The sequence below is a fragment of the Rhizorhabdus argentea genome (assembly GCF_037861105.1).
Taxonomy (GTDB): domain Bacteria; phylum Pseudomonadota; class Alphaproteobacteria; order Sphingomonadales; family Sphingomonadaceae; genus Rhizorhabdus; species Rhizorhabdus argentea.
Window position 1 is genome coordinate 36,171 of the sequence record NZ_JBANFK010000017.1, and the last position, 24,062, is coordinate 60,232.

General features: G+C 64.6%; 29 protein-coding genes. 16 read left to right on the forward strand and 13 right to left on the reverse strand.

Annotated features, from left to right (window positions below):
• Positions 1–194: 194 nt before the first annotated feature.
• Entirely contained in the window at positions 195–593 is a 399-nt protein-coding gene (locus AAC645_RS14975) for a PRC-barrel domain-containing protein (protein WP_340317149.1), read from the forward strand.
• A gap of 4 nt (positions 594–597) precedes the next feature.
• Here AAC645_RS14975 and AAC645_RS14980 read toward each other — a convergent pair whose 3' ends face one another.
• The 4 genes from AAC645_RS14980 to AAC645_RS14995 form a co-directional block, all read right to left on the reverse strand.
• Entirely contained in the window at positions 598–1,254 is a 657-nt protein-coding gene (locus AAC645_RS14980) for an MIP/aquaporin family protein (protein ID WP_340317150.1), read from the reverse strand.
• Complete coding sequence (locus AAC645_RS14985; RefSeq protein ID WP_340317151.1) at positions 1,251–1,763, reverse strand: arsenate reductase ArsC; 513 nt, start codon at positions 1,761–1,763, stop codon at positions 1,251–1,253. The genes AAC645_RS14980 and AAC645_RS14985 overlap by 4 nt, the downstream gene beginning before the upstream one ends.
• Before the next feature lie 13 nt (positions 1,764–1,776).
• The gene (locus AAC645_RS14990; protein WP_340317152.1) at positions 1,777–2,112 is read right to left on the reverse strand and encodes an ArsR/SmtB family transcription factor; all 336 of its coding nucleotides are present in this window, start codon (positions 2,110–2,112) and stop codon (positions 1,777–1,779) included.
• A gap of 101 nt (positions 2,113–2,213) precedes the next feature.
• Positions 2,214–2,555 carry a hypothetical protein gene (locus tag AAC645_RS14995; protein WP_340317153.1) on the reverse strand — a complete coding sequence of 114 codons (342 nt, stop codon included), beginning with the start codon at positions 2,553–2,555 and terminating at the stop codon, positions 2,214–2,216.
• Between the two features lie 310 nt (positions 2,556–2,865).
• On the opposite strand from AAC645_RS14995, the gene AAC645_RS15000 reads away from it, so the two are divergent.
• From AAC645_RS15000 to AAC645_RS15035, 8 genes are all read left to right on the forward strand, one after another.
• Entirely contained in the window at positions 2,866–3,573 is a 708-nt protein-coding gene (locus AAC645_RS15000) for a cistern family PEP-CTERM protein (protein WP_340317238.1), read from the forward strand.
• A 45-nt stretch (positions 3,574–3,618) separates the two neighbouring features.
• Positions 3,619–3,954: a DMT family protein gene (locus AAC645_RS15005; RefSeq protein WP_340317240.1), complete on the forward strand. Its 336-nt coding sequence runs from the start codon at positions 3,619–3,621 to the stop codon at positions 3,952–3,954.
• Between the two features lie 61 nt (positions 3,955–4,015).
• Positions 4,016–4,567, forward strand: coding sequence for an ATP-dependent protease subunit HslV (gene hslV, locus AAC645_RS15010; protein WP_340317154.1), 552 nt, complete (start codon positions 4,016–4,018; stop codon positions 4,565–4,567).
• A gap of 62 nt (positions 4,568–4,629) precedes the next feature.
• Positions 4,630–5,931, forward strand: a complete 1,302-nt coding sequence (gene hslU / locus AAC645_RS15015) for an ATP-dependent protease ATPase subunit HslU (RefSeq protein WP_340317155.1) — start codon at positions 4,630–4,632, stop codon at positions 5,929–5,931.
• Between the two features lie 14 nt (positions 5,932–5,945).
• On the forward strand, positions 5,946–6,308 hold the full coding sequence (locus AAC645_RS15020) for an ArsC family reductase (RefSeq protein ID WP_340317157.1): 363 nt from the start codon (positions 5,946–5,948) through the stop codon (positions 6,306–6,308).
• Between the two features lie 57 nt (positions 6,309–6,365).
• Positions 6,366–7,550, forward strand: coding sequence for a formate-dependent phosphoribosylglycinamide formyltransferase (gene purT, locus AAC645_RS15025; RefSeq protein ID WP_340317158.1), 1,185 nt, complete (start codon positions 6,366–6,368; stop codon positions 7,548–7,550).
• A gap of 201 nt (positions 7,551–7,751) precedes the next feature.
• A complete protein-coding gene (locus AAC645_RS15030; RefSeq protein WP_340317242.1) occupies positions 7,752–7,931 on the forward strand; it encodes a Rid family hydrolase in 180 nt (59 codons plus the stop codon).
• A gap of 44 nt (positions 7,932–7,975) precedes the next feature.
• Positions 7,976–9,028, forward strand: a complete 1,053-nt coding sequence (locus tag AAC645_RS15035; protein WP_340317159.1) for an aldo/keto reductase — start codon at positions 7,976–7,978, stop codon at positions 9,026–9,028.
• 114 nt (positions 9,029–9,142) lie between these two features.
• On the opposite strand, the gene AAC645_RS15040 is transcribed toward AAC645_RS15035, so the two are convergent.
• Together AAC645_RS15040 and AAC645_RS15045 are read right to left on the reverse strand one after the other, a co-directional pair.
• Positions 9,143–9,454 carry a hypothetical protein gene (locus tag AAC645_RS15040; protein WP_340317160.1) on the reverse strand — a complete coding sequence of 104 codons (312 nt, stop codon included), beginning with the start codon at positions 9,452–9,454 and terminating at the stop codon, positions 9,143–9,145.
• Between the two features lie 231 nt (positions 9,455–9,685).
• Complete coding sequence (locus AAC645_RS15045) at positions 9,686–9,952, reverse strand: hypothetical protein (protein WP_340317161.1); 267 nt, start codon at positions 9,950–9,952, stop codon at positions 9,686–9,688.
• Positions 9,953–10,188: 236 nt separating this feature from the next.
• On the opposite strand from AAC645_RS15045, the gene AAC645_RS15050 reads away from it, so the two are divergent.
• Positions 10,189–10,431 (forward strand): hypothetical protein, encoded by a 243-nt coding sequence (locus AAC645_RS15050; RefSeq protein WP_340317162.1) that lies wholly within the window; start codon positions 10,189–10,191, stop codon positions 10,429–10,431.
• A gap of 233 nt (positions 10,432–10,664) precedes the next feature.
• On the opposite strand, the gene AAC645_RS15055 is transcribed toward AAC645_RS15050, so the two are convergent.
• Entirely contained in the window at positions 10,665–11,192 is a 528-nt protein-coding gene (locus AAC645_RS15055) for a hypothetical protein (protein ID WP_340317163.1), read from the reverse strand.
• Between the two features lie 89 nt (positions 11,193–11,281).
• Here AAC645_RS15055 and AAC645_RS15060 point away from each other — a divergent pair, with 89 nt between their 5' ends.
• Both AAC645_RS15060 and AAC645_RS15065 read left to right on the forward strand, forming a co-directional pair.
• On the forward strand, positions 11,282–11,926 hold the full coding sequence (locus AAC645_RS15060) for a hypothetical protein (protein WP_340317165.1): 645 nt from the start codon (positions 11,282–11,284) through the stop codon (positions 11,924–11,926).
• A 149-nt stretch (positions 11,927–12,075) separates the two neighbouring features.
• Positions 12,076–13,785 (forward strand): PAS domain S-box protein, encoded by a 1,710-nt coding sequence (locus AAC645_RS15065; RefSeq protein WP_340317166.1) that lies wholly within the window; start codon positions 12,076–12,078, stop codon positions 13,783–13,785.
• Between the two features lie 27 nt (positions 13,786–13,812).
• Here the strand turns inward: AAC645_RS15065 and AAC645_RS15070 are convergent, their stop codons facing one another.
• On the reverse strand, positions 13,813–14,259 hold the full coding sequence (locus tag AAC645_RS15070; protein WP_340317168.1) for an NfeD family protein: 447 nt from the start codon (positions 14,257–14,259) through the stop codon (positions 13,813–13,815).
• Entirely contained in the window at positions 14,256–15,221 is a 966-nt protein-coding gene (locus AAC645_RS15075) for an SPFH domain-containing protein (protein ID WP_422785841.1), read from the reverse strand. Before AAC645_RS15075 ends, AAC645_RS15070 begins: the two co-directional genes overlap by 4 nt.
• Positions 15,222–15,429: 208 nt before the next feature.
• Between AAC645_RS15075 and AAC645_RS15080 the strand changes: the two genes are divergently transcribed.
• From AAC645_RS15080 to AAC645_RS15090, 3 genes are all read left to right on the forward strand, one after another.
• The gene (locus tag AAC645_RS15080) at positions 15,430–16,233 is read left to right on the forward strand and encodes a transglutaminase-like domain-containing protein (protein ID WP_340317172.1); all 804 of its coding nucleotides are present in this window, start codon (positions 15,430–15,432) and stop codon (positions 16,231–16,233) included.
• A gap of 81 nt (positions 16,234–16,314) precedes the next feature.
• Complete coding sequence (locus AAC645_RS15085; RefSeq protein ID WP_340317174.1) at positions 16,315–16,743, forward strand: hypothetical protein; 429 nt, start codon at positions 16,315–16,317, stop codon at positions 16,741–16,743.
• 20 nt (positions 16,744–16,763) lie between these two features.
• Entirely contained in the window at positions 16,764–17,891 is a 1,128-nt protein-coding gene (locus AAC645_RS15090; RefSeq protein WP_340317176.1) for a PQQ-dependent sugar dehydrogenase, read from the forward strand.
• Between the two features lie 48 nt (positions 17,892–17,939).
• On the opposite strand, the gene AAC645_RS15095 is transcribed toward AAC645_RS15090, so the two are convergent.
• From AAC645_RS15095 to AAC645_RS15110, 4 genes are all read right to left on the reverse strand, one after another.
• Complete coding sequence (locus AAC645_RS15095) at positions 17,940–18,593, reverse strand: pyridoxamine 5'-phosphate oxidase family protein (RefSeq protein ID WP_340317178.1); 654 nt, start codon at positions 18,591–18,593, stop codon at positions 17,940–17,942.
• A gap of 323 nt (positions 18,594–18,916) precedes the next feature.
• On the reverse strand, positions 18,917–19,351 hold the full coding sequence (locus AAC645_RS15100; RefSeq protein ID WP_340317180.1) for a response regulator: 435 nt from the start codon (positions 19,349–19,351) through the stop codon (positions 18,917–18,919).
• 80 nt (positions 19,352–19,431) lie between these two features.
• Positions 19,432–20,379 carry a DUF808 domain-containing protein gene (locus AAC645_RS15105; RefSeq protein ID WP_340317182.1) on the reverse strand — a complete coding sequence of 316 codons (948 nt, stop codon included), beginning with the start codon at positions 20,377–20,379 and terminating at the stop codon, positions 19,432–19,434.
• 19 nt (positions 20,380–20,398) lie between these two features.
• Entirely contained in the window at positions 20,399–21,997 is a 1,599-nt protein-coding gene (locus AAC645_RS15110) for an NAD(P)/FAD-dependent oxidoreductase (RefSeq protein ID WP_340317184.1), read from the reverse strand.
• A 261-nt stretch (positions 21,998–22,258) separates the two neighbouring features.
• Between AAC645_RS15110 and AAC645_RS15115 the strand changes: the two genes are divergently transcribed.
• Positions 22,259–23,929: an aspartyl protease family protein gene (locus tag AAC645_RS15115; protein ID WP_340317186.1), complete on the forward strand. Its 1,671-nt coding sequence runs from the start codon at positions 22,259–22,261 to the stop codon at positions 23,927–23,929.
• Positions 23,930–24,062 lie beyond the last annotated feature (133 nt).

The window sequence follows — 24,062 nt, forward strand, 5'->3', positions numbered from 1 at the left end:
CAAAACTCTCCTCGTCGATCGGCTGACAACACGGCGCAGACGAGGGCGTTCCGGTCGTTTCCCGACCGAAATTCGGCGCCGGGAAGCTATGGAGGGCGCGGCTGGAACGTTCCGGGATTCGTTTTGTTTATGGAAAGCGCGACGTCGCCCGCCACTCGATCAGCGCTCTGCGTGGGCGGCAGGAGGATGGAAGCATGGACGAGCCTATCCCCGAAGCCGGGCCCGATTCGAGCCAACGGCTCATTTTGAGCAGCCGCGTCGAAGGCGCTGCGGTTTTCAATGAAAGCGGCGAGACGATCGGCCATGTCGACGACCTGTCGATCGAGCGGCTGAGCGGCAGGGTGATCTATGCCATCATGTCGTTCGGCGGCTTCCTGGGCATCGGGGAGAAATTCCATCCGATACCCTGGTCAATGCTCGACTATGATCCAACTCGTGGCGGCTATGTCGTGCCGCTGGACAGGGCAGCGCTGCAAGGGGCGCCGCATTATGGGCGCGACGAACTCGTGTCGCTCGGCGGCCCGAGCCATCGCGGCTATGAAGAGCAGATCTTCCAATATTATGGCGCCTACGGGCCGCTACCTTATTGGTGACGGGTCACTCGGTTTCGATCAGCCAGCCGAAAAAGACGATGCCGCCAAGCGCGCCGGCGATCTGCCCCGCCACGAACATCGGTGCCGAGGCGGGTGCGATGCCGGCAAAACTGTCCGACAGGCTGCGGGCAATGGTGACGGCGGGGTTGGCGAAGGACGTCGATGCAGTGAACCAATAGGCCGAGGTGATATAGAGCCCCACCGCCGCGGGCGTAACCTGGGGACGACTGCGTTGGGTGGACAGGATCGTCCCGATCAGTCCGAAGGTGGCGATGGCTTCCGAGAGGCCCTGAGCCGGGCCGGGGCGCAGCTTGGCTGAGAGCTGGAGCAGCGGCTCGGCGAACATCGCATGCGCCAGCCAGACGCCTCCGATGGCGCCGGCGAACTGTGCAGCGACGAAGGCCATAGCGGCACCGGTTGCGATATGACGCCGGACCAGCATTGCCAAGGTCACGACCGGATTGAAGTGCGCGCCGGAGATCGGGCCGAACATATGGATCAGCACGGTCAGCCCGGCACCCGTGGCGATGGTGTTGCCGAGCAGGGCTATGGCGTCGTTGCCGGCCGCCAGCCGCTCGCCCATGATGCCGGAGCCGACGACGATGGCGAGGAGCAGGGCGGTGCCGGTGAACTCGGCGACGAGCGGGCGCGCGAGGCTCATACCGTGGCGGGCTTGTCGATCGTGGCGCCGATCTCGTCCATGTGGCGCTGAATCGCCAACCGATCGAGGCTATCGACGGGAAGGCTGGCGAAAAGGCTGATGCGGTTGTAGAGTTGGCGATAGGCCTCGGCGAAGGCGAGGGCGACGAAGGAGTCCGAGCCCTCTGCCGCGGCGGGATCGGCGACCCCCCAATGTGCGCGGATCGGCTTGCCCGGCCAGATCGGGCAGACTTCGCCCGCGGCATTGTCGCAGACCGTCATGATGAAATCGATGGGCGGCGCGCCTTTGCCGGCGAACTCGTCCCAGCTTTTGGAGCGGAGACCGGCCGTCTCGTAACCGAGGCCGTTGAGCAGCCTGATCGCGTGCGGGTGCACCTCGCCCTTCGGAAAGGAGCCTGCGGAAAATGCAGTGAACCTGCCCGCGCCGATCCGATTCATGATGCACTCGGCGAGGATCGAGCGGGCGCTGTTGCCTGTGCAGAGGAACAGCACATTGTAGGAGGCGCTCATTGACTGATGTCTTTCAGTGGGTGGGGGAGCAGGCGGGTCCGGCCGCCGGCCCGCAGATTTCCGGCCGGCCGTCGCAGCAATCCTCGACCAGGAAGCCGAGCAGGGCCCGCATGCCTCCGTAATCGGCGGCGTAAATCACCGAGCGGCCCTCGCGGCGCGAGCGGATCAGGCCGGCATGGCCGAGGATGGTCAGGTGGGTCGACAGGGTGTTGGGCAGCGCACCGATTTCGCGGGCGAGCTCACCGGCGGGGACGCCGTCCGGGCCCGCGCGGACGAGCAGGCGAAAGACGGCAAGGCGGCTGCCATGAGCCAGGGCGGAAAGCGCCTCCACGGCGTCAGGGAACTGCACGAATGCAAAGCCTCGATTCGATAATTCGATTATAGTCGAATAGACGAATTATGCGTGGATGCAAGCGCGCGCGTTGATCGGGAAAGAGCAGGTAGTCGTGTTCAATTCCCGGCGGCGGCAACCGGGCGCGTGGGGATGTCGCTGGCCGGCGCTGCGCTCGCCATCGCGCCGCCGGCCGGCGTGCAATGATGACGTTCGAGCATCCTGGCGTGGATATAGGCGGCCTGGCGGTATGTCAGCCGCTTGGGACCGACCGAGGCGATCGCCCGGGAAAAGGCGAGCATGTCGGCGCGGCGAGCGGCGTCGTCGGGCAGGAATTCGGGGCAGGTGAATCGCTGATCGATCTCCGCCAGCACCGACGGCAGGTCCGCCGCTCCAGCGGGGACGGCCGCAGCGAGCGCGATTATTCCTGCTGCCTTGAGGCTCCATCCGATCTTGCCCACCTTCTTCGCTCCCTGCGCCGCATGGCATCGTGGCCAGCGGGGATCGAAACGCTGGAGCAGGGCTGCGGTTCATCATGATATTGGGACGAAACGACAATTTTCGACGACGAGCCGGGTAGCGCGAGCGGGTCGTAAGGGGCTTCGATCCCGATGACAGCCGTTGCCCGCGAACGTTGTTGGAAGATCGTAAACTATTGTCCGGATATGCCAGGCTCATGCGGTGCAAGGATGGTATTTGTTACGGCGATGTGCTAGTCAGCGCGAAACCATTGGCGATGGGAGCCCATGGTGGTGTGGGGCATGTGTTATGATGCGTAGCGTGAAGGCAGCGGTTGCGGCCGTGACAATGTTCGCCAGCATGGCCGTTCCGGCATCCGCCGCGGTCGTCGTCAATGCGGCGAATACCGGCTATAATTTCGTCGTCGATTATGCCGGCCAGGCCGGCGGCTCGAGCACGAACCTGATCGGCTCACTCGGGAGCTTCACCTTCACCGGCATCAGCGGCAACGGGCTCACCTATAATTTCAACTATTCGATGCTGAACGATTCGAGCGTTTCGTCGCGGCTGACGTCGTTCGGGTTCAACACCAACCCGAATATCTCGTCCGGCAGCTCGACCGGCACCTTCGCCAGCACTAACTTCAACAATAATTTCCCCGAAGGTTTCGGCACTGTCGACATCTGCTTCGAGGCAGACGGCAATGGCAATTGCACCGGCGGCAGCGGCGGCGTGAACAGGAATGCGACCGGAACGGGTACGTTCGCGCTGACCTTCGCCAATGTGATGCAGTCGGTGTCGCTCGACAGCTTCGTAAGCCGCTACCAGTCGATCAATCCAACGGTCAACGGCTCGAGTTCCGGCATCGGCGTCGGGGCGCTGGTCTCGTCAACAGGCGGCGGCCCCGTCTCGACCGCGCCGGAGCCCGCCACCTGGCTGATGATGCTCGGCGGCTTCGGCCTCGTCGGCTACGCGCTGCGCCGTCGCCGGGCCATAGTGCCGCTTCCGCAACTCGCCTGATCATTTTCAGAGACCGGGTTCGGCGTTAGGGCGAAGGCCATGACGCTGACCCCGCTCGTTCTGCTGATCTGTTCGAACGTCTTCATGACGATCGCCTGGTATGCCCATCTGAAATTCACCGACACCCGGCTGTGGATCGTGATCCTCGCCTCCTGGGGAGTCGCGCTCGTCGAATATTGCTTCGCGGTGCCCGCCAACCGGATCGGCTATCTCCACGGCTGGAGCGCCGGGCAGCTCAAGATCACTCAGGAAATCGTGACGCTGCTGGTGTTCGCGATCTTCGCGGTGGTCGTGCTGGAAGAGCCGCTCGGCTGGCGCCATGCCGGGGCATTCGCCTGCATCGTCGGCGCCGCGGCCTTCATGTTTGCGGGCAAGAGCTGATCGTGATTGCGCAGCCGTAAGGGGCACCCCATATCCGGCCTGGCAAAGCATCAGGACGAATATGAGCGAATTACCAAAATGGCATGGCACCACGATCCTGTCGGTGCGCAAGGGCGGCAAGGTGGTCGTGATTGGCGACGGCCAGGTCTCGATGGGCAACACGGTGATGAAGCCCAATGCCCGCAAGGTGCGCAAGCTCGGCGACGGATCGGTGATCGGCGGCTTCGCGGGCGCAACCGCGGACGCCTTCACCCTGTTCGACCGGCTCGAGCGCAAGCTGGAGCAGCATGGCGGCCAATTGCTGCGATCCGCGGTCGAACTGGCCAAGGACTGGCGCACCGATAAATATCTGCGCAACCTGGAAGCGATGATGATCGTCGCCGACAAGGAGGTGACGTTGATCCTGACCGGCAATGGCGACGTGCTCGAACCTGTCGGCGGGGTCGCCGCGATCGGATCCGGCGGCAATTTTGCCCTGTCGGCGGCGCGGGCGCTGGTCGACTATGAACAGGACGCCGAGACGCTCAGCCGCAAGGCGATGGCGATCGCCGCCGAGCTCTGCGTCTTCACCAACGATAGCCTGACGATCGAGACGCTCGACAGCGTCGCCTGACTTCCCCTTCTCCTACACCGCACGCGCCGGCGACCTGCCGCGCGCCGAAAGCATAGAGTGATATGAACGACAAGCTGACACCCAAAGCCATCGTCACCGCGCTGGACGCGCATATCGTCGGCCAGGCCGACGCCAAGCGCGCGGTCGCAGTCGCGCTGCGCAACCGCTGGCGCCGCCAGCGTCTGCCCGAGGCGCTGCGTGACGAGGTTACCCCCAAGAACATCCTGATGATCGGCCCGACAGGATGCGGCAAGACCGAGATCAGCCGGCGGCTGGCGAAGCTGGCCGACGCGCCTTTCGTGAAGGTGGAGGCGACCAAGTTCACCGAGGTCGGCTATGTCGGCCGCGACGTCGAGCAGATCGCCCGCGACCTGGTCGAAGAAGCCGTGCGGCTCGAAAAAGAGCGACGCCGCGCCGCGGTCAAGGACAAGGCCGAAGAAACGGCGATGGCGCGCCTGCTCGACGCGCTGGTCGGCAAGGACGCCAGCGAAGCGACGCGCCTGAGCTTTCGCCAGCGCTTCGAGGAGCATCAGCTCGACGACAAGGAGATCGAGATCGAGGTGGAGGATTCGGGCGGCACACCGTTCGAGCTGCCGGGGATGGGTGGCCAGGTCGGCATGATCAACCTGAGCGACATGATGAGCAAGGCGATGGGCCAGAACCGCACCAAGCGCCGCAAGATGACGGTGCGCGGCGCCTGGTCCAAGCTCGTCGACGAGGAGGCCGACAAGCGGCTCGACCAGGACGAGGTCAGCCGGGTCGCGCTGCAGGATGCGGAGCAGAACGGCATCGTTTTCCTCGACGAGATCGACAAGATCGCCGTGTCCGACGTGCGCGGCGGATCGGTGAGCCGCGAAGGCGTGCAGCGCGACCTTCTGCCGCTGATCGAGGGCACCACCGTTGCGACCAAATATGGGCCGCTCAAGACCGACCACATATTGTTCATCGCCTCGGGCGCCTTCCATGTGGCGAAACCGTCCGACCTGCTGCCCGAACTGCAGGGCCGCCTGCCGATCCGCGTGGAGCTCAAGGCGCTGACCGAGGCCGACTTCGTCCGCATCCTGTCCGACACGCGGGCGAGCCTGACCGAGCAATATCGCGCGCTGATCGCCACCGAAGGCGTGGAGATCGGCTTCACCGAGGACGGCATCGCCGCCATCGCGAAGATCGCCGCCGAGGTGAACGGCCAGATCGAGAATATCGGTGCGCGGCGGCTGTCGACGGTGATGGAGAAGCTGCTCGAGGAGATCAGCTTCAACGCCGAGGATCGCCACGGCAGCACGCTCACCGTCGATGCTGCCTATGTTAACGGGCAGCTGAGCGAGATCGCGCGGAACACCGACCTCTCGAAATATGTGCTGTAGGGAGGCGCGGGACGATGGCGATCATCATGTACGGCATCAAGAATTGCGACACGATCAAGAAGGCGCGCACATGGCTGGAGGAGCGGGGCCTCGGCTATGACTTCCATGACTACAAGGCTTTGGGCATCGATCGCGCGAAGCTGCAGGGCTGGGTGAACGAGCTCGGCTGGGAGACATTGCTCAACCGGGCAGGAACGACCTTCCGCAAGCTGCCCGACGCCGATCGCGCCGATATCGACGCGGCCAAGGCGATCGCGTTGATGCAGGCGCAGCCTTCGATGATAAAGCGGCCGGTGCTGGAAGCGGAGGGGCAGGTGCTGGTCGGCTTCAAGCCGGATGCCTATCAGGCGAAGCTGGGTGAGCTTATGGTCAGTTAAGCCGCCATTCTGCCAGCCATTTTTCTGTCTGTCGGCCGTCGTCGAGGAGGTGCCCGGATGACCCCCACCGCGAAGATCCTGCTGCTCGGCTCGGGCGAACTGGGCCGCGAGTTCGTGATCGCCGTCAAGCGGCTGGGCGCGCATGTGATCGCATGCGATTCCTACGCCGGAGCGCCGGCAATGCAGCTTGCAGACGAGTGCGAAATATTTTCGATGCTCGATGAAGAGGCTCTTGCCGCGGTTATCGAGAAGCACAGGCCGGACCATGTCGTCCCCGAGGTCGAGGCGATTCGCACCGAAGTGCTCAAGGCGTTCGAAGATCGCGGCTTCTCGATCGTGCCGTCGGCGCGCGCGGCGATGCTGACGATGAACCGCGACGGCATCCGCGACGTGGCAGCGAGCGAATTGGGGCTTACCACATCGCGCTTCGTTTATGCGGAGAGCCTCGACGATATGCGCGCGGCCGTCGACAAGGTTGGAATCCCCTGCGTCGTCAAACCGGTGATGTCGTCGTCGGGCAAGGGCCAGAGCCTCGTTACCGCCGCGGGTGCGGTGGACGCCGCTTGGGACTACGCGGTTGCCGGCATGCGCGGCGACCGGCAGCGGGTGATCGTAGAGGCATTCATCGCATTCGATTACGAGATCACGCTGCTGACGATCCGCACCCGCGATGGCGTGCTGTTCTGCGATCCGATCGGCCACAGGCAGGAGCGTGGAGACTATCAGGAGAGCTGGCAGCCGGCGCCGATGTCGCCGGGCGCGTTATCCGCCGCGCAGGACATGGCGCGCAAGGTGGTCGACAATCTGGGCGGTTACGGGCTGTTCGGGGTCGAGTTCTTCGTGGCCGGCGAGACCGTCATTTTTTCCGAGCTGTCGCCGCGGCCCCACGATACCGGCATGGTGACGCTGATCTCGCAGAACCTGACCGAGTTCGATCTCCACGCCCGCGCGATCCTGGGACTGCCGATCCCGCACATCGAGACCCTCGGCGCGGCCGCCTCGGCCGTGATCCTTGCGGATCGCGCCGCCGCGGACTTCCGGTTCGAAGGCCTGGCCGAGGCGCTGGCGCCGCAGCGGGGGATCGAGACCGACGTTCGGCTGTTCGGCAAGCCGGTGACGCGACCGAGCCGACGGATGGGTGTTGCGCTGGCGCTCGCCCGCAACGGCACAGCGGACGAAGCGCGGGAGGCGGCTCGTACCGCCGCCGAGAAGGTATCGATTTGTTATGGAAACGAAAATTGATGCCGCGTACGCTGATTTCCTCGGGGTCGCCGTTCGAGAAGCAGGTGGGCTACAGCCGCGCCGTGGTGGACGGTGACTGGGCTTTCGTGGCGGGCACGACCGGTTATGACCCGGAAACCCGGATCATGCCGGAGGGTGCGGCGGAGCAGGCCCGCAATGCGCTGGGAGTGATCGCAGGCTCTGGAAAGTGCGGGCTTCGTGATGGAGGATGTGGTGCGCGCCACCTATTATTTCACCGACGCGGCCTATTGGGAAGATGTCGGCCCGGTGCTGGGGGAGGCGTTCGGCGATATCAGGCCGGCGGCGACCGCGCTGGTGGTCGGTCTGGTCCGGCCGGAGATGAAGGTCGAAATAGAGGTGACCGCGCTGCGGCGCGGTTGACCGCATCGCGGCTTTCCACTGCTAGTCTGAAAGGAGAGATGTCCATGCGCTACAACAAGCTCGGCAATACCGGCCTGCTCGTTTCCCAGCTCTGCCTCGGTACCATGACCTTCGGCGGTGGGACCGAAGGAATGTGGGCTTCGATCGGAAACCTCCAGCAGGACGATGTCGACGCGATGGTGCGGCAGGCGTTCGACGCGGGAATCAACTTCATCGATACCGCCGATGTCTATGGCGAAGGCCGCTCCGAGGAGATGGTCGGCCGGGCGATCCGGAATCTGGGCCTGGCGCGCGATCAACTGGTTATCGCCACCAAGGTGATGGGCCCGATGGGGCCCGGCCCCAATCAGCGCGGCCTCTCCCGCTATCATATCATGGAAGCCGTCAAGGCGAGCCTGAAACGCCTGCAGCTCGATCATATCGATCTCTACCAGGTACATGGCGTGGACGACACCACGCCGATCGAGGAGACGATGGAGGCGCTCGATACGCTCGTGCGCCATGGCCATGTCCGCTATATCGGGGTCTCGAACTGGGCGGCGTGGCAAATCACGAAATCGCTCGGTATTTCGGGACGGCTGAACCTAGCGAGTTTCGTTTCGCTGCAAGCCTATTACAGCATCGCCAGCCGCGACCTGGAGCGTGAGCTCGTACCGATGATGCGCTCGGAAGGGCTGGGGCTGATGGTGTGGAGCCCGCTCGCAGGCGGTCTGCTGTCGGGAAAGTTTGCGCGTGGCGAGCAAGTGCCGGGCGAGGCGCGCCGTGCCGGCTTCGACTTCCCGCCGGTCGATCATGACCGCGCCTACGCGATCATCGATGCCATGCGAGCGATCGCCGAAGCGAAGGGCGTGTCAGTGGCGCAGATCGCCCTTGCCTGGCTGTTGCACCAGCCGGTCGTGACCAGCGTCATAGTGGGCGCCAAGCGGGCCGATCAGCTTGCGGACAACATCGCCTCTACCGGAATTGCGCTGAGCAGCGATGAACTGGAGACGCTCGATAGGATCAGCGCGCTTCCCGAGGAATATCCGGCTTGGATGTTCAAGATGCAGAGCCGTACGGTCAGTGATGGCACGGCCCGCTATAAAGTAGGAAATTGAGATCTCAGGCCGCGATACGAGCGTGATGCTCGCAACGCGCTGAACCGGCACATGCGGGGTTTCGGGAAGCCGCCGATCGAGTGTCTCGGGAGCCTCGCTGGCGGCTCGCCCGGATCAGAAGCTGAAGGCCAGGGGTTGGTCGCCTAATGTTCCCGTGCCGCTGCCATGCTTCATATCGCGCATCGCGAAGCGGAACGGGCCGGAGCGGCGATCGTCGCAGATCAGCGTGCCCGCTCCGCCGGGAATCCTGTTGGCCTGCCGATATCGGAAGCTGCCGACGCAGTGCATGCGAGGCGCGCCGTATAGCTCGATCGTACCCCCGTCACTATATTGGGTCAGCGAGCCAGACACGGGAGTGCCATCGCCCAGCGCCCCCGCGACCTTCACTGTAGCGTCGCAACTTGCCAGCATGAGCAGCGCAAGCATCGGCACGATTCTGCAGCGATCCACGACTGTTCCCCCCGGTTGTCGTCGGGCCAAAGCTGTATCACGGCCGGGGCATAAGATATATCGCAACCGTAATGAGCTATGGGTGCTCGAACTAGCCGGTCCAAGTCCGAATTGCGGGCTCGTCCGGCGCGAAGCCATGGCCTCTGCCCGCCCGGATCTGCTGATCTGCCGGTGGAGTTGGCGGATGAGGTGCTGCGGGTGGTAAGCTTATGCGGGACGTCCGCCCGCTTCGATCCAGCTGTCGTGGATCGCGTCTATCTCGAACAGTCGATAAGCGGCGTCGAGGCTGTTTACCCAGGCTTCGTCGCGCTGCCGCGCCGCCGTCGCATAGCGCCGCCGTCCCAGATCGTCGTGATAGGCCTTGCGTGCAGCGGCACTCGCCGACCAGTGGCGCAGATCGCAGAGGGCGCGCAGCAGTGCGTCGATCTCCACGATCTCGCGACGGGCGAGGCCGACCGGTTGAAATGCTGTCATCGCAGCTCCTGAGTGGTGATGCCGGATGTACAATAATATTGTACAATGTCAATTGAAATCTTGGTCATGTGGTTAATGGAACCGGTTGGCCAACACGTGCACAGCTGCATTAACAGGGGAATTCCGTCGCATTCTGTCAACAATTGTAACATTGGCATCCGTCCTATTTTCTTGTGCGTATGAAGAGCGCAATAAGGGCGCGAGGGCGTTTTGCCCCCGAGTCGATGGTGGGCATCATGGCAACGCGCATGCTGGAACTGGACGGATATCCCGCCATCGGGGAGCGCGCCCGCCCGGCGCTGAAGCTGGTCGAGAATGTGCCTCCGGCCAAGCTGCCGCCTCCGGCCTGGATGGTTGCTCCAACCTTCCGTACGGAGATCGCCATCGGCGTCGAGGAGCAGGCGCTTCAGCGGGGCCCTATGACGATGCCGGCGCAGGGGCCGTATCGCAGCATCCGCGAAGTGCCGCGAGCCGGCTGAATATGGCTGTTGGCCGGAGCTCAGCGGCCCCCCTACTTCCACTTCATCCAATCGCGATGTGACGCCGGGCAGTTGGGTGTGCCCATTGCGCTGCGGGGACGATAGGAAAAATCCTAGACATGTAGGATAGCCGGGCTAGAACATAACAAGAACAACAATAGCCGAGTCGATCATGGGAAAACCCGTCTTCCGCGTCTCGCCCGGGTGCGAGATCGCCTGCATCGCCTGCGACGTCAGATGTGCGATTCTGGCCGGCGAGGCTGACGACGCTTGGCGGCGGGTGGACTATCTCCGCCGCGAGCAGGGGCTGCGTCCCGCACCGGAACAGGCTGCGAGCCTGAAGCGCGCTGAAGCGCTGCTGGCAGGCGCAGCGCGAGATTTCGCGCGAGCGCGTCCCGCCGGCTGGCCGGGACATGCTCTTCCAGCATGGTCTCGAACATCCGTGTCAACGCGTCTGCACTAGGGAGGGCGACATCGAGACGGACATATTGCATCGGTGGCGCGGCGACGCCCGGCCCGGCCTCCGCTTCGCCGGGCGAGAGGCCGGCCAGTGCGAGCACCTCCTGCGGATCGACGCCGAAGGGCTGCAGCGCAGCGGCGATCCGGCGCGCGGCGTCGATGGGGAGCAAGCCGGTGAAGCGCTTCTCCTCATAATAGGCGTAGCGGGTGCCGAGCGGGCTGCCGAGCCGGGCCGCAAAGGCGCGCATCGACAGGCCCGACCGGGCGCGCAACGCGCGCATGCTTTCATAGGGATGCGCCATGGCCGCCTTCGCTGCTGGTTGGAACCGCATTTATCAGTAAATCTTGTTCGATATTGTGCAATATAATTGTGAGAAAGCGAGGCCGAGCGATGGCAAGGGCAGGACGGAAGCGCAAAGCCGGCGCGCGCACCAAGTCGGGACGGCTGGTCGCCACCACCCGCCAGCGCGCCGATGCGGGCACCGCCGAACTGCGGCTGCACCGCGCACGGAGGGCGGGGGCGCTCGATCCGGTGACGGCGCGGTTGTGGCAGCAGGGCAAGGCCGAGGAAGCGGCCGAAGCGATGGGAGGCAGCGATCATGGCCAGGCAGTCGACGCAATCGGCCGCGCCTGGCTTGGCGGGTTGCTCGAGCATCCGGCGCGCGGCGGCGAGGCGATGCGCGATGCCGGACGCGTCTTGTTCAAGCTCTACTGGTCGCATTATGCCGAACTCGCGCCGAGCGGGGGGCTGTATCGCGAGCTGTCCGGACGCGGCGTGGTGCGCTCGGACGCTGAAGACGATATCGAGCGCGCGGCGCAGCTGGAGCGCGCGCTCAACCGCCGCCTCGCGATCCTCGACGATTGTGGCCGCGATGTGCGCAAGGCGGTTGAAAGCCTGTGCATCGATCATCATTTCGAGTTCGGTCCGCTATGGTTGGATCGGCTGATCGAGGCGCGGCGAGAGAAGCGGGCAGCGGATACCGAGGCGGCGCGCCGGCTGGAATGTGCGCTTCTGGGACTGGCCGCGCTGACGTAAGCGTGTCCGCGTCGTCCCAATCCTGTTCGCTCCGCATCGGTCGGTCGATGATCTGAGCGCAGATGGCGGAAGCTCTCGATCCATCTGGTCTGGCTCGCGCCGAGCGCGGCTGGTAGACAGTGACCATATTGTACAGAGGCAAATTGCTGATGCCCAGCTCCGACCGCTTTTTCACGCTGTCTCCGGACCTGCTGAGCGTGGTGAACATGCACGATGGGCGGCTTATGCGCGTCAACCCGGCGGCCTGTCGCATCCTGGGATGGAGCGAGGCCGAGTTGCTGCACCGGCCGTTTCTCGAACTGGTCCATCGGGACGACCGCGAGAAGGCGGCGGCGGAGATGGCAGCGGCGGTTGCGGCGGGGCAAGCCAACCTGCGGATGGAATGCCGGTCGCTCCGCAAGGACGGCAGCCATTTCTGGACCGAGTGGCACAGCACCTATTTTCCCAGCGAGGGTTTGTTCTATGGCATCGGTCGCGACATAACGGAGCGCAAGCAGGCCGAGGCCGCACTGGTTGCCGCACAGACCGAAAGAAACGCGGTTCTCGAAAGCATCGCCGATGCCTTCTACTCGGTCGACGCGGAGTGGCGGCTCACCTACGCCAACGCCCGAGCAACCGCGCTGCTGAGCCGGAGCGCCGAGACCATGCTAGGGCGGCGGCTGTTTGACCTTGTATCCGCGAAGGCCGCAGCGTCGCCCCAATTTGCTCTGGTAAGACGGGCAATGTTGGAGCGCCGACAGCTGGACGTCGAGTATCTCAGCGATTCGACAGGACGATGGATCGCGGCACGAATCTATCCGCGCGACGATGGCGGCCTGTCCATCTACTTTCACGACATCACCGAGCGTAAGCATATCGAAGAGGCGCTGCGGGCCAGCCGCGCTCATTTCGAAGCCGTGGCCAATCTCGTGCCCGACATGCTTTGGCGGAGCGGACCCGAAGGAACGCCCACCTGGATCAATCAAGGCTGGTTTAACTACCACGGACACACTGCGGAGGAGCTGCGGGATGCCGGTTGGAAGCTCTTGCACCCTGACAATGCCGGCGAAATCCGAGCCAGTTTCGAAGCCGCGGTTCGGAACAAACAGCCCTTTATCGACGAACAGCGCATCCGCCGCAGGGATGGCGTGTATCGCTGGTGTCTGGTCCGCGTGCAGATGCTCCTCGACAGCAAGGGCGAGGTCACCGCATGGTTCGGGGCTGCGACCGACATCGATGACCTGAAACGCGCACAGGGGCAGCAGGAACTGCTCATTGCCGAACTCCAGCACCGGACGCGCAACCTGCTCGCCATCGTGCGCTCGCTTGCAGCCCAGACATTGACGGACAGCGCCTCGCTCGAGGACTTCGGTGAACGGTTCAACAGCCGGCTGGGGGCGCTGTCGCGCGTCCAGAGCTTTCTCTCACAGGACGCTGCAAGTGATATCGGCCAACTCCTGCGTGCGGAGCTCGCGGCGCACGGCGTCGAGCCCGACGAGCCGCGGGTTATCCTCGAGGGGCCGCCCGTCGAACTGCCCATCGGTCACGTCCAGCCGCTGGCGCTGGCCGTGCATGAATTGACCACGAACGCCCTGAAGCATGGTGCTTTCGCTACGCCGTCGGGGCGTCTGGCCGTCCGCTGGTGGATGGAAAGTGAGAAGGGCTCCTCGCTGTCCTTCGAGTGGCGCGAAAGCGGGGTAGAAATGCCAAAGGATGAGAAGCCCGTGCACCGGGGATTTGGGCTGGACCTGATCGAGCGGGGCCTGCCCTATCAGTTAGGCGCAATAGCCAGGGTGGCCTTCGCGTCCGACGGTATAGTCTACAAGCTCGTACTGCCGCTTCCCAATGCAAATCCGATCGCGCCAGCGCTGGTGGCCTGAGCTACCTGGCGCCGAGATCCAGCCGGTTCAGCCGACCCGCTCCACGACTACCGTATTCCCCTCCACCGCCACTACCGTCGCAATCGTTCCCGCGGCCATGTCGGGTCCCTTGGCCGACCAGAAGCTGTCGCCATCGGTCGCTCGGCCCTGGCCGCCAATGATGGGTTCGCAGATCGTCACGCGCATGCCGATCGTGCGGGCGGCACGGTTGTTGAGGAGAGGATCGGAGGGCTGGGCGGCGCGGCGGTAGAGCATGCTGCCGGCGTAGATCGAGGCGACCGAGGCGCACGCGAAGATGGCAAGATCGACCGCCAGCGGCGGATCGAACAGCAGCGCGACGATGCCAGTGAGGATTGCCGCCAGCGCAAGCCAGATCAGAAAGACGCCGGGCACGAAGATCTCGGCCGCCGCGAGCAGCACGCCGGCGACCCACCAGCCCCAGCGCAGATCGATCAGGGCGAGGAGGTCGTTCATGCCGGTTCGGCGGGCGGCGGCGTGGTGGCCGGCACGCTGGCGCTGGCGCGCGGCGCCGCCTTTGCACGCGGCGCGATGACCGAGGCCGGCGTGCCGTCATCGCCGAGCGCCGCCTTGGCGAGCGCGCCGATGCCGCCGAGGGTGCCGATCAGCTGGGTGGCCTCGACCGGGAACAGGATCGTCTTGGCATTGGGCGAGGTTGCGAACTTGCCGACTGCCTCGACATATTTCTGCGCGACGAAATAGTTGATCGCCAGCGCCTCGCCGCCCGCGATCGCGTCGGAGACGACGCGGGTCGCGGTGGCCTCGGCCTCGGCGGCGCGCTCGCGGGCTTCGGCATCGCGGAAGGCGCTTTCGCGGCGGCCTTCGGCCTGAAGGATCTGGCTCTGCTTCTGGCCCTCCGCCTTGAGGATCTCCGAAGCGCGTTGGCCTTCGGATTCGAGAATCAGCGCGCGCTTCTCGCGCTCCGCCTTCATCTGGCGGCCCATCGCGTTGACGATGTCAGCCGGCGGGCGGATGTCCTTCAGCTCGACGCGGGTGAGCTTGACGCCCCAGGCAACCGTGGCGTGATCGACGACGCTGAGCAGCCGCGCGTTGATCTCGTCGCGCTTCGACAGCGTTTCGTCGAGGTCCATCGAACCCATTACGGTGCGCAGGTTGGTGGTGGTGAGCTGGAGCAGCGCGCGATAGAGATCCGACACCTCATAGGCGGCCTTCACCGGATCGAGCACCTGGAAGAAGACGACGCCGTCGACCGACACCATCGCATTGTCCTTGGTGATGATCTCCTGCCCCGGAATGTCGAGCACCTGTTCCATCATGTTGACCCGGCGGCCGACACGATCGACGAACGGCATGATCAGCGTGAAGCCCGGCGGCGCAGTCTTGGTATAGCGGCCAAAGCGCTCGATCGTATATTCATAGCCCTGCCGTACGACGATGACCGCCGAGAAGACGAACATCACCGCCAGCAACGCCAACGCTGCGAACAAGATGGCTGCGATCGTCATGCTCTGCTCTCCCGATATTCAGGCGGATGATAGCGCTTTGGCGGCGCCATGACAGCGAAACCGGTGGCCGCGCATCTTTCTTCCCGATGATGCCTCAGGCGACGGACATTAACCCACATCGGCGCGTTTATAGATTCTTACGCAGAGGAAACGACCGAAGATGCGCCTCAAGATCGAAGCGGACTTGCGGTACCGCATGTCCGTGCCCGTTGACGTGCTGTTGACGATCGAGGCGGCACAGCTCCCCGACCAGGCATTGATCGAGCACCGGCTAGCAGTGGATGGTGCCGGGCGGCTGCGCCCGATCGATGGCGAGGACGGCATCGGACGGCGGACCTGGATGGCGGCGAGCGGCGATTTCCATGCACGCTACGAGGCGCTGATCGATATCGACCGGCGGCCGCTGTCGATCGAGGCGCTGCCGATCACGCGGCGGCGCGATCTGCCGCCCGAAGTCATTCCTTATCTGTGGCCGAGCCGCTATTGCGAGGCCGACCGGTTCGAATCGTTCGTCGAGCGGGAATTCCCGGGGGAAAACCACGGCTCGAAGATCCTCGCTATGTCGCGCTGGATCCATGAGCATGTCGATTATTGCATCGGCTCCAGCGACGCCTCCACGACCGCGGTGGGCGTGTTCGTGTCGCGCCACGGCGTGTGCCGCGATTTTGCACATCTGCTGGTGAGCTTTGCGCGGGCCGCCGGCGTCCCGGCACGGCTGGTATCGGCTTATGCCTGGCAGCTCGATCCACCGGATTTCCACGCGGTGGTGGAGATCTGGCTGGCTGGTGAATGGTATCTGGTCGATCCGACCGAGCTCGCGCCGCTCGATGGACTGGTGCGGATCGCTGTCGGCCGCGATGCCACCGACATCGCCTTCATGACCGTGTTCGGCACCGCCGACCTTGTCGAGCAGACTGTGTCCGTCATGCAAATAACGGCCGCGGCCGCGGCGGTGGCAGCCTGACGTTCGGCGATAACGAGGCGGCCGGCGGCCGGCCGCGGCGGTAGCGTCTGGCCAAACTGCTGCTATATCATGGCCATGAGCATGACCGCTATCGATGTGTGGGTCGGAAAGACCCTGTTCGTCCCGCCGATCATCAAACTGTGCCACCTCACACGGCAGAGCCAGTACGCCGTGTCGCGGCTGCTGTGGTTCGTCACCGCGCTCGATCAGCTGCGCATCGCCACGTCGCTGACTTCCCAGGTCATCGCGGGGCTCTTCAGCCTGTTCATGATGTTCTCCGCCTCGTTCCGCGCGGACATGCCGGCGATCAGCATGATGTGGTTCCGGATCATGGCGCTCATGTTGCTGGCGCTGGATGTTTTTTCGGGTGTGGTCAGCGGCGCCTGGAAAGGGGTCGAGATATGGATCCTGGTATTGTTCGCCGAATATGCCGCGACGATCCGGACGATCCCGCCAAAGGAGGATGGCAAGACTACCAGGAACCTGCGCACCCGCGAGAGCGGTCGCTGACGCAACGGATTGGGAGTCCCATGCCGAACAGCAGAACTCTCCTTGCGGTCGCGGTGCTGGCTGTCGCGAGTACCGCATCGGCCGAGCAGGCGCCGGTCACCGGCCCGCGGCCTTTTGCTGGCAAGCCGTTCCAGACCAGCGTCGTCGCGACCTTCGACCGGCCCTGGGCAATGGCATTCCTGCCCGATGGCCGGATGCTCGTCACCCAGAAAGCAGGGCAGATGCTGCTGCTGTCGGCGGATGGCCAGCGCCGCACCGAGATTGCCGGAATTCCTGCGGTAAATCCGGCCGGGCAGGGCGCCCTCGGCGAAGTTGTGCCGCATCCTGACTTCGCCAGGAATCATCTCGTCTTTTTCAGCTATTCCTCGGCGGGAGCGCCCAACGGGATCGTGCTGGCGCGTGGCAAGCTGGCCGGCGATCTGGACGGCGCACGCCTCGATAGCGTCACGACGCTCTACAGCGGCTTCCCGCTGCGGGGTGGCGGCAGCCAATATGCCGGAAGGATCGCCTTTTCGCCCGATGGCTATCTGTTCTTCTCGATCGGCGAGCGCCAGAAAGCCACGCCGGCGCAGGATCCCACGGGCGTGCTCGGCAAGATCGTGCGGCTGACGCTGGACGGCAAGCCGGCGCGGGGCAATCCGCTGGTCGGGCAGGGCTTCGACCCGGCCGTGTGGAGTTATGGACACCGCAACCCGCTAGGCCTCGCCTTCGATCTGCAGGGGCGCTTATGGGAGGACGAGATGGGGCCGCGTGGCGGCGACGAGGTCAACCTGATCCTGCCCGGTCGGAATTACGGCTGGCCGATCGTCTCCAACGGCGACAATTATGACGGTTCGCTCATTCCCGACCACCCGACCCGGCCCGACCTGGAGGCGCCCAAGGTCAGCTGGAACCCGTCGATTTCGCCATCGAGCCTGCTGGTCTATTCGGGCAAGCTCTTCCCGAAATGGCAGGGCAAGGCTCTGGTCGGCGCGCTCTCCGGACGCTCGATCATCCTGGTGGAGCTGGGTCAGGACGATGCCCGGGAGCAGGCGCGCTACGACATGACCAACCGAATCCGCGCGGTCCAGCAGGGTCCCGATGGCGCGGTCTATGTGCTGGAAGATGGAGCCGACGCGCGGCTGCTCAAGCTGACCCCGAAGCATTAGACGCGTGCGCGCCATCAGATTGCATGGGCAGGAAAACATGTCCGCGCGTCAAGGTCGGGTGAGCCTGGACGGCATCAGCGGCGGGGTGCGGCCGGCGGCCCGGGTGGTCGCATCGGGTTCGGGTTCCCCGAACGCCAGGCGAAGCGGCGCAATGCCGGCCCAGACCTCGTCGGCCATGTCCTCTTCGTCATCGACGGGACTGCCGGTGCGGATCTTCACCGAGGCTTCGTCGATGGGCATCCACAGGATGCTGGTTGCCTTGAGCTCCTGCGGCGAGACGGGCCGCAGCTCGTCCCAGCGTCCGGGATAGAAGCTTTCCGTCATCGCCTTGAGCCGGGCGAGCTTTTCGTCGCCGCCGGCCACCAGACGACCCTTGCCGAATAGCATGGCGGATCGGTAGTTGGCGGAATGGTGAAAGGCGGATCGCGCCAGCACCAGGCCGTCCAGATGGGTCACCGTCAGGCAGACCTCGACATCCTCGCTCGCGCGCAGCGCGCGGCTGGCGCTGGACCCATGCCAATAGATCGCGTCGCCCTCGCGCCAATAGAGTGTGGGGGTCACCACGGGGTAGCCGTCGAAAACATAGCCGACATGGCAGAGCATGCCTGCATCGAGCACGGCGTAGAGCGTCTCGCGATCATAGGCGGCGCGTTCGTGGACGCGCTTTACGCGCGTGCGCGCGCTTGGCGGTGAGGATGGCAAGCTGGTTCCCCGGTCGCTGAAGTTTCCGAGCGTAACGCCCCGCCCTGGAGGAGGCGGGGCGGGGCACGCTCAAGCACAGACCGCCCCCTATGTGCGTGGCGGTGTACCCTGTCGTCCGATATAATGGAAAAGCGAAGAAGGCGCCAGTTCGCGCGGAGACGCGCCGGTAACGGGGGCGACCGGCGGGTCCACACTCTCCTGAGCCGACGGTATAAGGGGGGCTTCACCGGCTCGGACCCCAGAACGATCGGCCGTCGCGGAGTTCCCCCGCCGGACCACCACTCGCTCGCGGAGCTCTTACGACATTGCCCGGCCGCGCGGGCTCAGTGGCTCACCCGCTTGAGTTCGGCGATCAGCGCATGGGCGCGATAGGGTTTCTGGAGGAACGGGATCGCCGCCGGCATATCGATATCGCCGCGATAGAGGTGGCCCGAAGTCAGGATGATGGGAAGCGTCGGCCAGCGCTCCTGCACCATGGCAGCCAGCGCGAGACCGTCAAGCGAGCCGGGCATCTTTATGTCGCTGAACAGGATGTCGATGTCGCTCCGGTCGTCGAGCATCGCCAGCGCCGCATCGGCATCTGCGGCTTCGACGGCCGCGTAACCCGCGTCCTCGATCGCATCAACCGCCATCAGACGGACGAACAGCTCATCCTCGACAATCAGAACAACCTGTCGTTGGTCATCCGGGTTTACGCTGCGGCCCACGGGCAAATAGACCTTCCAGGAGGAGAAATGCGAGTCGGAAGCCTTATCCATTCGTCGCGGGAAATCCACTCGGGAGAAAACGTACCGTGTCCGAAACGATGTGGTGCTTTAGCGTATTTCGACCGGCTTTGTCAGGGAGCGTGTGTCTTGCCGTTCAGTCCGGCAATCAGATGCATCAGCGCGACGATCGCTCCTCCAACTAGAAGTCCGACGAGGCCCGACAGGAAGGCGGTAATCACCCAGCGCATGAATCCTGGCGCGAACGGCGCCGCATGAGCGGCGGAATCGGCGAGGTGATGGATCATCGTCGCCGGCGCATGCAGCCCGAAAATCTCGAGACCGTGGACAATGATGCCGCCGCCAACCCAGACCATCGCGCCCGTGCCGATGATCGACAGCCAGCGCATTATGATCGGCATCGCCTTCACCATGAAGCGACCGATCGCTTGGGTGGCCGCGAGGTCGCGCCTGGCGAGGTGGAGGCCGATATCGTCCATCTTCACTATCAGGCCGACGACGCCGTAGACGCCGATCGTGATCGCGATGCCGACCGCTGCCAGCACTCCCGCCTGAGTCGGCAGCGGTTCGGCGGCGACTTCGCCCAGTGCGATCGCCATGATTTCTGCCGACAGGATCAGGTCTGTGCGGATCGCACCCGACACCTGCTGCTTTTCGAGCGTTGCGGCATCGATGCTGGCCAGCGCTTCCTCGGCATGGTCGTGCCCGCCGATCGCCTCGAGCACCTTCTCCGACCCCTCGAAGCACAGGAAGCCGCCGCCCAGCATCAGCAGCGGGGTGATCGCCCAAGGCGCGAAGGCGCTGAGCAGCATCGCGATGGGCAGCAGGATGAGCAGCTTGTTGCGCAGCGACCCTACTGCAATCCTGGCGATGATCGGCAACTCGCGATCCGGGGTAAGGCCTGTAACGTAGCGCGGCGTCACCGCCGCATCGTCGACCACCACGCCTGCCGCCTTGGCGCCGGCCTTGCCCGCGGCGGCGCCGACATCGTCGAGCGATGCCGCAGCCAGCTTGGTCAGGCCCGCTATGTCGTCCAGCAGCGCTACCAGTCCCGAGGCCATCTGCGTCCTTTCGCCGTAATCAGCCGGCGATGCCCAGCGCCATGGCTTCCGCCACCTTGATGCCATCGACCGCCGCCGAGAGGATGCCGCCTGCATAGCCTGCGCCTTCGCCGGCGGGATAGAGCCCCCGGACATTGAGGCTCTGGAAATCCTTGCCCCGGGTGATCCGGATCGGTGAAGAGGTGCGCGTCTCCACGCCGGTCATCACCGCATCGGGATCGTCATAACGCGGAATCTGGCGGCCGAAGACCGGCAAAGCCTCGCGCAGCGCTTCGATGGCGAAATCGGGGAGGCATGCGGCGAGGTCGGTCAGGTGCACGCCCGGCTTGTAGGACGGCACGACCTCGCCCAGCTCTGTCGATGGCCGGGCGGCGAGGAAGTCGCCGACACGCTGCCCCGGCGCGGCATAGGTCGATCCGCCGGCAACATAGGCCCGTTCCTCCCAATGGCGCTGCAGGGCGATGCCGGCGAGCGGGTGGCCGGGAAAGTCGCGCTCGGGCGTGATACCGACAACCAGTCCCGAATTGGCATTGAACTCCTGCCGCGAATATTGGCTCATGCCGTTGGTGACCACCCGGCCCGGTTCGGACGCCGCGGCGACGACCCGGCCGCCCGGGCACATGCAGAAGCTGTAGACGCTGCGGCCATTGGCGCAGTGATGCGACAGGCTGTAGGCTGCGGCGCCAAGATCCGGATGGCCGGCGCACGGGCCGAAGCGCGCGCGGTCGATCCAGCTCTGCGGGTGTTCGATGCGGACCCCGATCGAGAAGGGCTTCGCCTCGACATGGACGCCGCGGTCGTGGAGCATGTGGAACGTGTCGCGCGCGCTGTGCCCGACGGCCAGAACGACATGCTCGGCTTCGAGGAACTCCCCGGTGTGGAGCTGCAGCCCGCGCACGCGTCCCTGTTCGATCGCGATATCCTCCACGCGGTGCTCGAAACGATATTCGCCGCCGAGCGCCTGGATCGTCTCGCGCATGCTCTCCACCATCGTCACCAGCCGAAAAGTGCCGATATGCGGATGCGCCTCGGTCAGGATTTCCGGCGGCGCGCCGGCCTTGACGAACTCGGTCAGCACCTTGCGGCCGAGGAAACGCGGATCCTTGATCTGGCTATAGAGCTTGCCGTCCGAGAAGGTACCGGCTCCGCCTTCGCCGAACTGGACGTTGGATTCGGGATCGAGCACGCCGCGCCGCCACAATCCCCAGGTGTCCTTGGTCCGCTCGCGCACCACCTTGCCGCGATCGACGATGATCGGACGGAATCCCATCTGCGCGAGGATGAGCCCGGCGAACAGCCCACAGGGACCAGCGCCGATCACGACCGGGCGCGGACTGTTGGCAGGGGCCTTCGCAACGAAGCGATAGCCGGTGTCGGGTGCGGGGCGAACATGCGGGTCGCCCTGGAAGCGCGCCAGCACCGACGCTTCGTCAGCCAGCGTCACGTCTACCGAATAGACCAGCAATATCGCTGACTTACGCCGTGCGTCGTTGGCACGACGGGCGATGGTGAAGGCGACGAGATCGGATGGCGCGATATCCAACCGCTGGAGTATGGCCGCGCGTAGGGCATCGACCGGATGATCTAGCGGAAGCTTGAGTTCGGAAAGGCGGAGCATCGGGCGGCATTAGGACGTCGTACAATGTGCTGCAATGCCATGGGTGATTGGTCCAAAAGCGAGCAAATCGGATGCGGCCCGCCGCGCGGCCGTGCTAAGCTCAGGGGACGGGCCGGGGGTAACATGAATCGAATGTGGAAGGCGGGCGTTGCTGCGCTGCTTTTGGCGCTGTGTCATCAGGCGGCGAGGGCCGAACAAACCGGATGCCGACTGATAAAGATCGCGGACCTGCCGGTCACGATGGTGGGACAAGTCCCATTGGTGAAGACTCAGATCGACGGTGTGGAAGCTTCGTTCGTCGCCGACAGTGGCGCGGTTTTCAGCATGATATCGCCGGGTTGGGCGGCGCAGCTCAAGCTCAAGCTCCGGCCTGCTCCGAACTGGCTAACGATGTTCGGCGTCGGCGGCACGTTCAGCACAAGCATAGCGACGATCAAGAATTTTGGCTTGGCAGGGCAGACGGTACCCAATGTCGAGTTCCTGGTCGGTGGCAGTGAGGCGCAGGCAACGGGCTTGCTCGGCCAGAATTTCCTGTCGCTGGCCGATGCCGAATATGATCTGGGCGGCGGCATGATCCGGCTGTTCCAGAGCAAGGGCTGCGGCAAGCTCGCGATGGCCTATTGGGTGAAGGATATGATGTTCTCGGTCATCGACATCGAACCGATGAGCGGGGGTAATCGCCACATCATAGGCGTAGCTTACGTCAATGGCGTCAAGATCCGAGTGTTGTTCGACACCGGCGCTGAAAGTTCGATCCTCACGCAGGAGGCGGCCAAGCGGGCCGGCATCACGCCCGACACCGCCGGCGTGACAGAAAGGGGAGCGGCGACCGGACTCGGCCGCAAGGTCACGCGGAGCTGGATCGCGCCACAGCTGAGCTTCAAGATCGGTGCCGAGGAGATCCGCAGCAAGGGCCTGCGCTTCGCCGATCTGGCCAATCTCGGGGGCGCGGGCATCGATATGCTGCTAGGCGCCGACTTCTTCCTGTCCCACCGCGTCTTCGTCGCCAATAGTCAGCATAAGCTCTACTTCACCTATAGCGGGGGTAAGGTTTTCGATACGGACGCGCCCAAGGCGCTCATCCGCGAGAGCCAGGATGCGCCGACGACTGCCTGGATACCGCCATCGGATGATCGGGCGGCTCCCATCGACGCCGACGGCTATAGCCGGCGAGGGGCAGTGATGGCGGCACAGCGCAACTTCGCCGCAGCCGTCAGCGACTTCAGCCGCGCGATCGAAATGGCACCCGGCGAGGCGCAATATCTCCAGCAGCGCGCGATGGTCTATATCGAGCAGGGCCTGCCGGCGCTTGCCAACGCCGATCTCGATCTCGCCATGCAGAAGAAGCCGGACTTCATCGATGCCCGCTTGTCTCGGGCCATGCTGCACCTCGTCGAGAAGGACAATGCCGCGGCTCGCGCCGATCTCGATGCCGCCAGCAAGGCCGCGGCGAAGGAAGCCGACCAGCGCTTCGCCTTCGCCGAGCTCTATTCGGCACTGGAAGATTGGAGCGCCGCGATCGAGCAGCTCGATCTGTGGATCGCGATCCATCCAGTAGACAGTCGCAAGCCCGTGGCGCTCAACGAGCGCTGTTGGGCGCGGGCATTGCTAAACCAGGCGCTGCCTGCGGCGCTCGAGGATTGCAACATGGCGATCCGACTTCGGCCGAAGACTGTTGCCTTTCTGGACAGCCGGGGCCTGGTAAGGTTGCGAATGGGCGACTTCGACAAGGCGATTGCCGACTATGACACCGTATTGGCAACGCAACCCAAGCTCGGCTGGTCTTTGCTGGGGCGGGGTCTGGCGAGGCGGCGCTCCGGCAAGAAGGCCGAAGGAAAGGCCGACATCGACGCGGGCATCGCGATCGACCCGACGCTGGCCGAGCAGGCGAAGAAATACGGGATCATTGCTTCGACCGAGGAACTGCAGTGAAGGTCATGCTACGCCGCAGAAACTGCAATAGAGAGGGGACTGCGAAACCGATCAGCTGGCGTCCGCGGTCACAAGACATCTCCAAACATGAAGTAGAGCAGGGCAAGCCAGGCGATGAGGCCGCCGAGCCCGA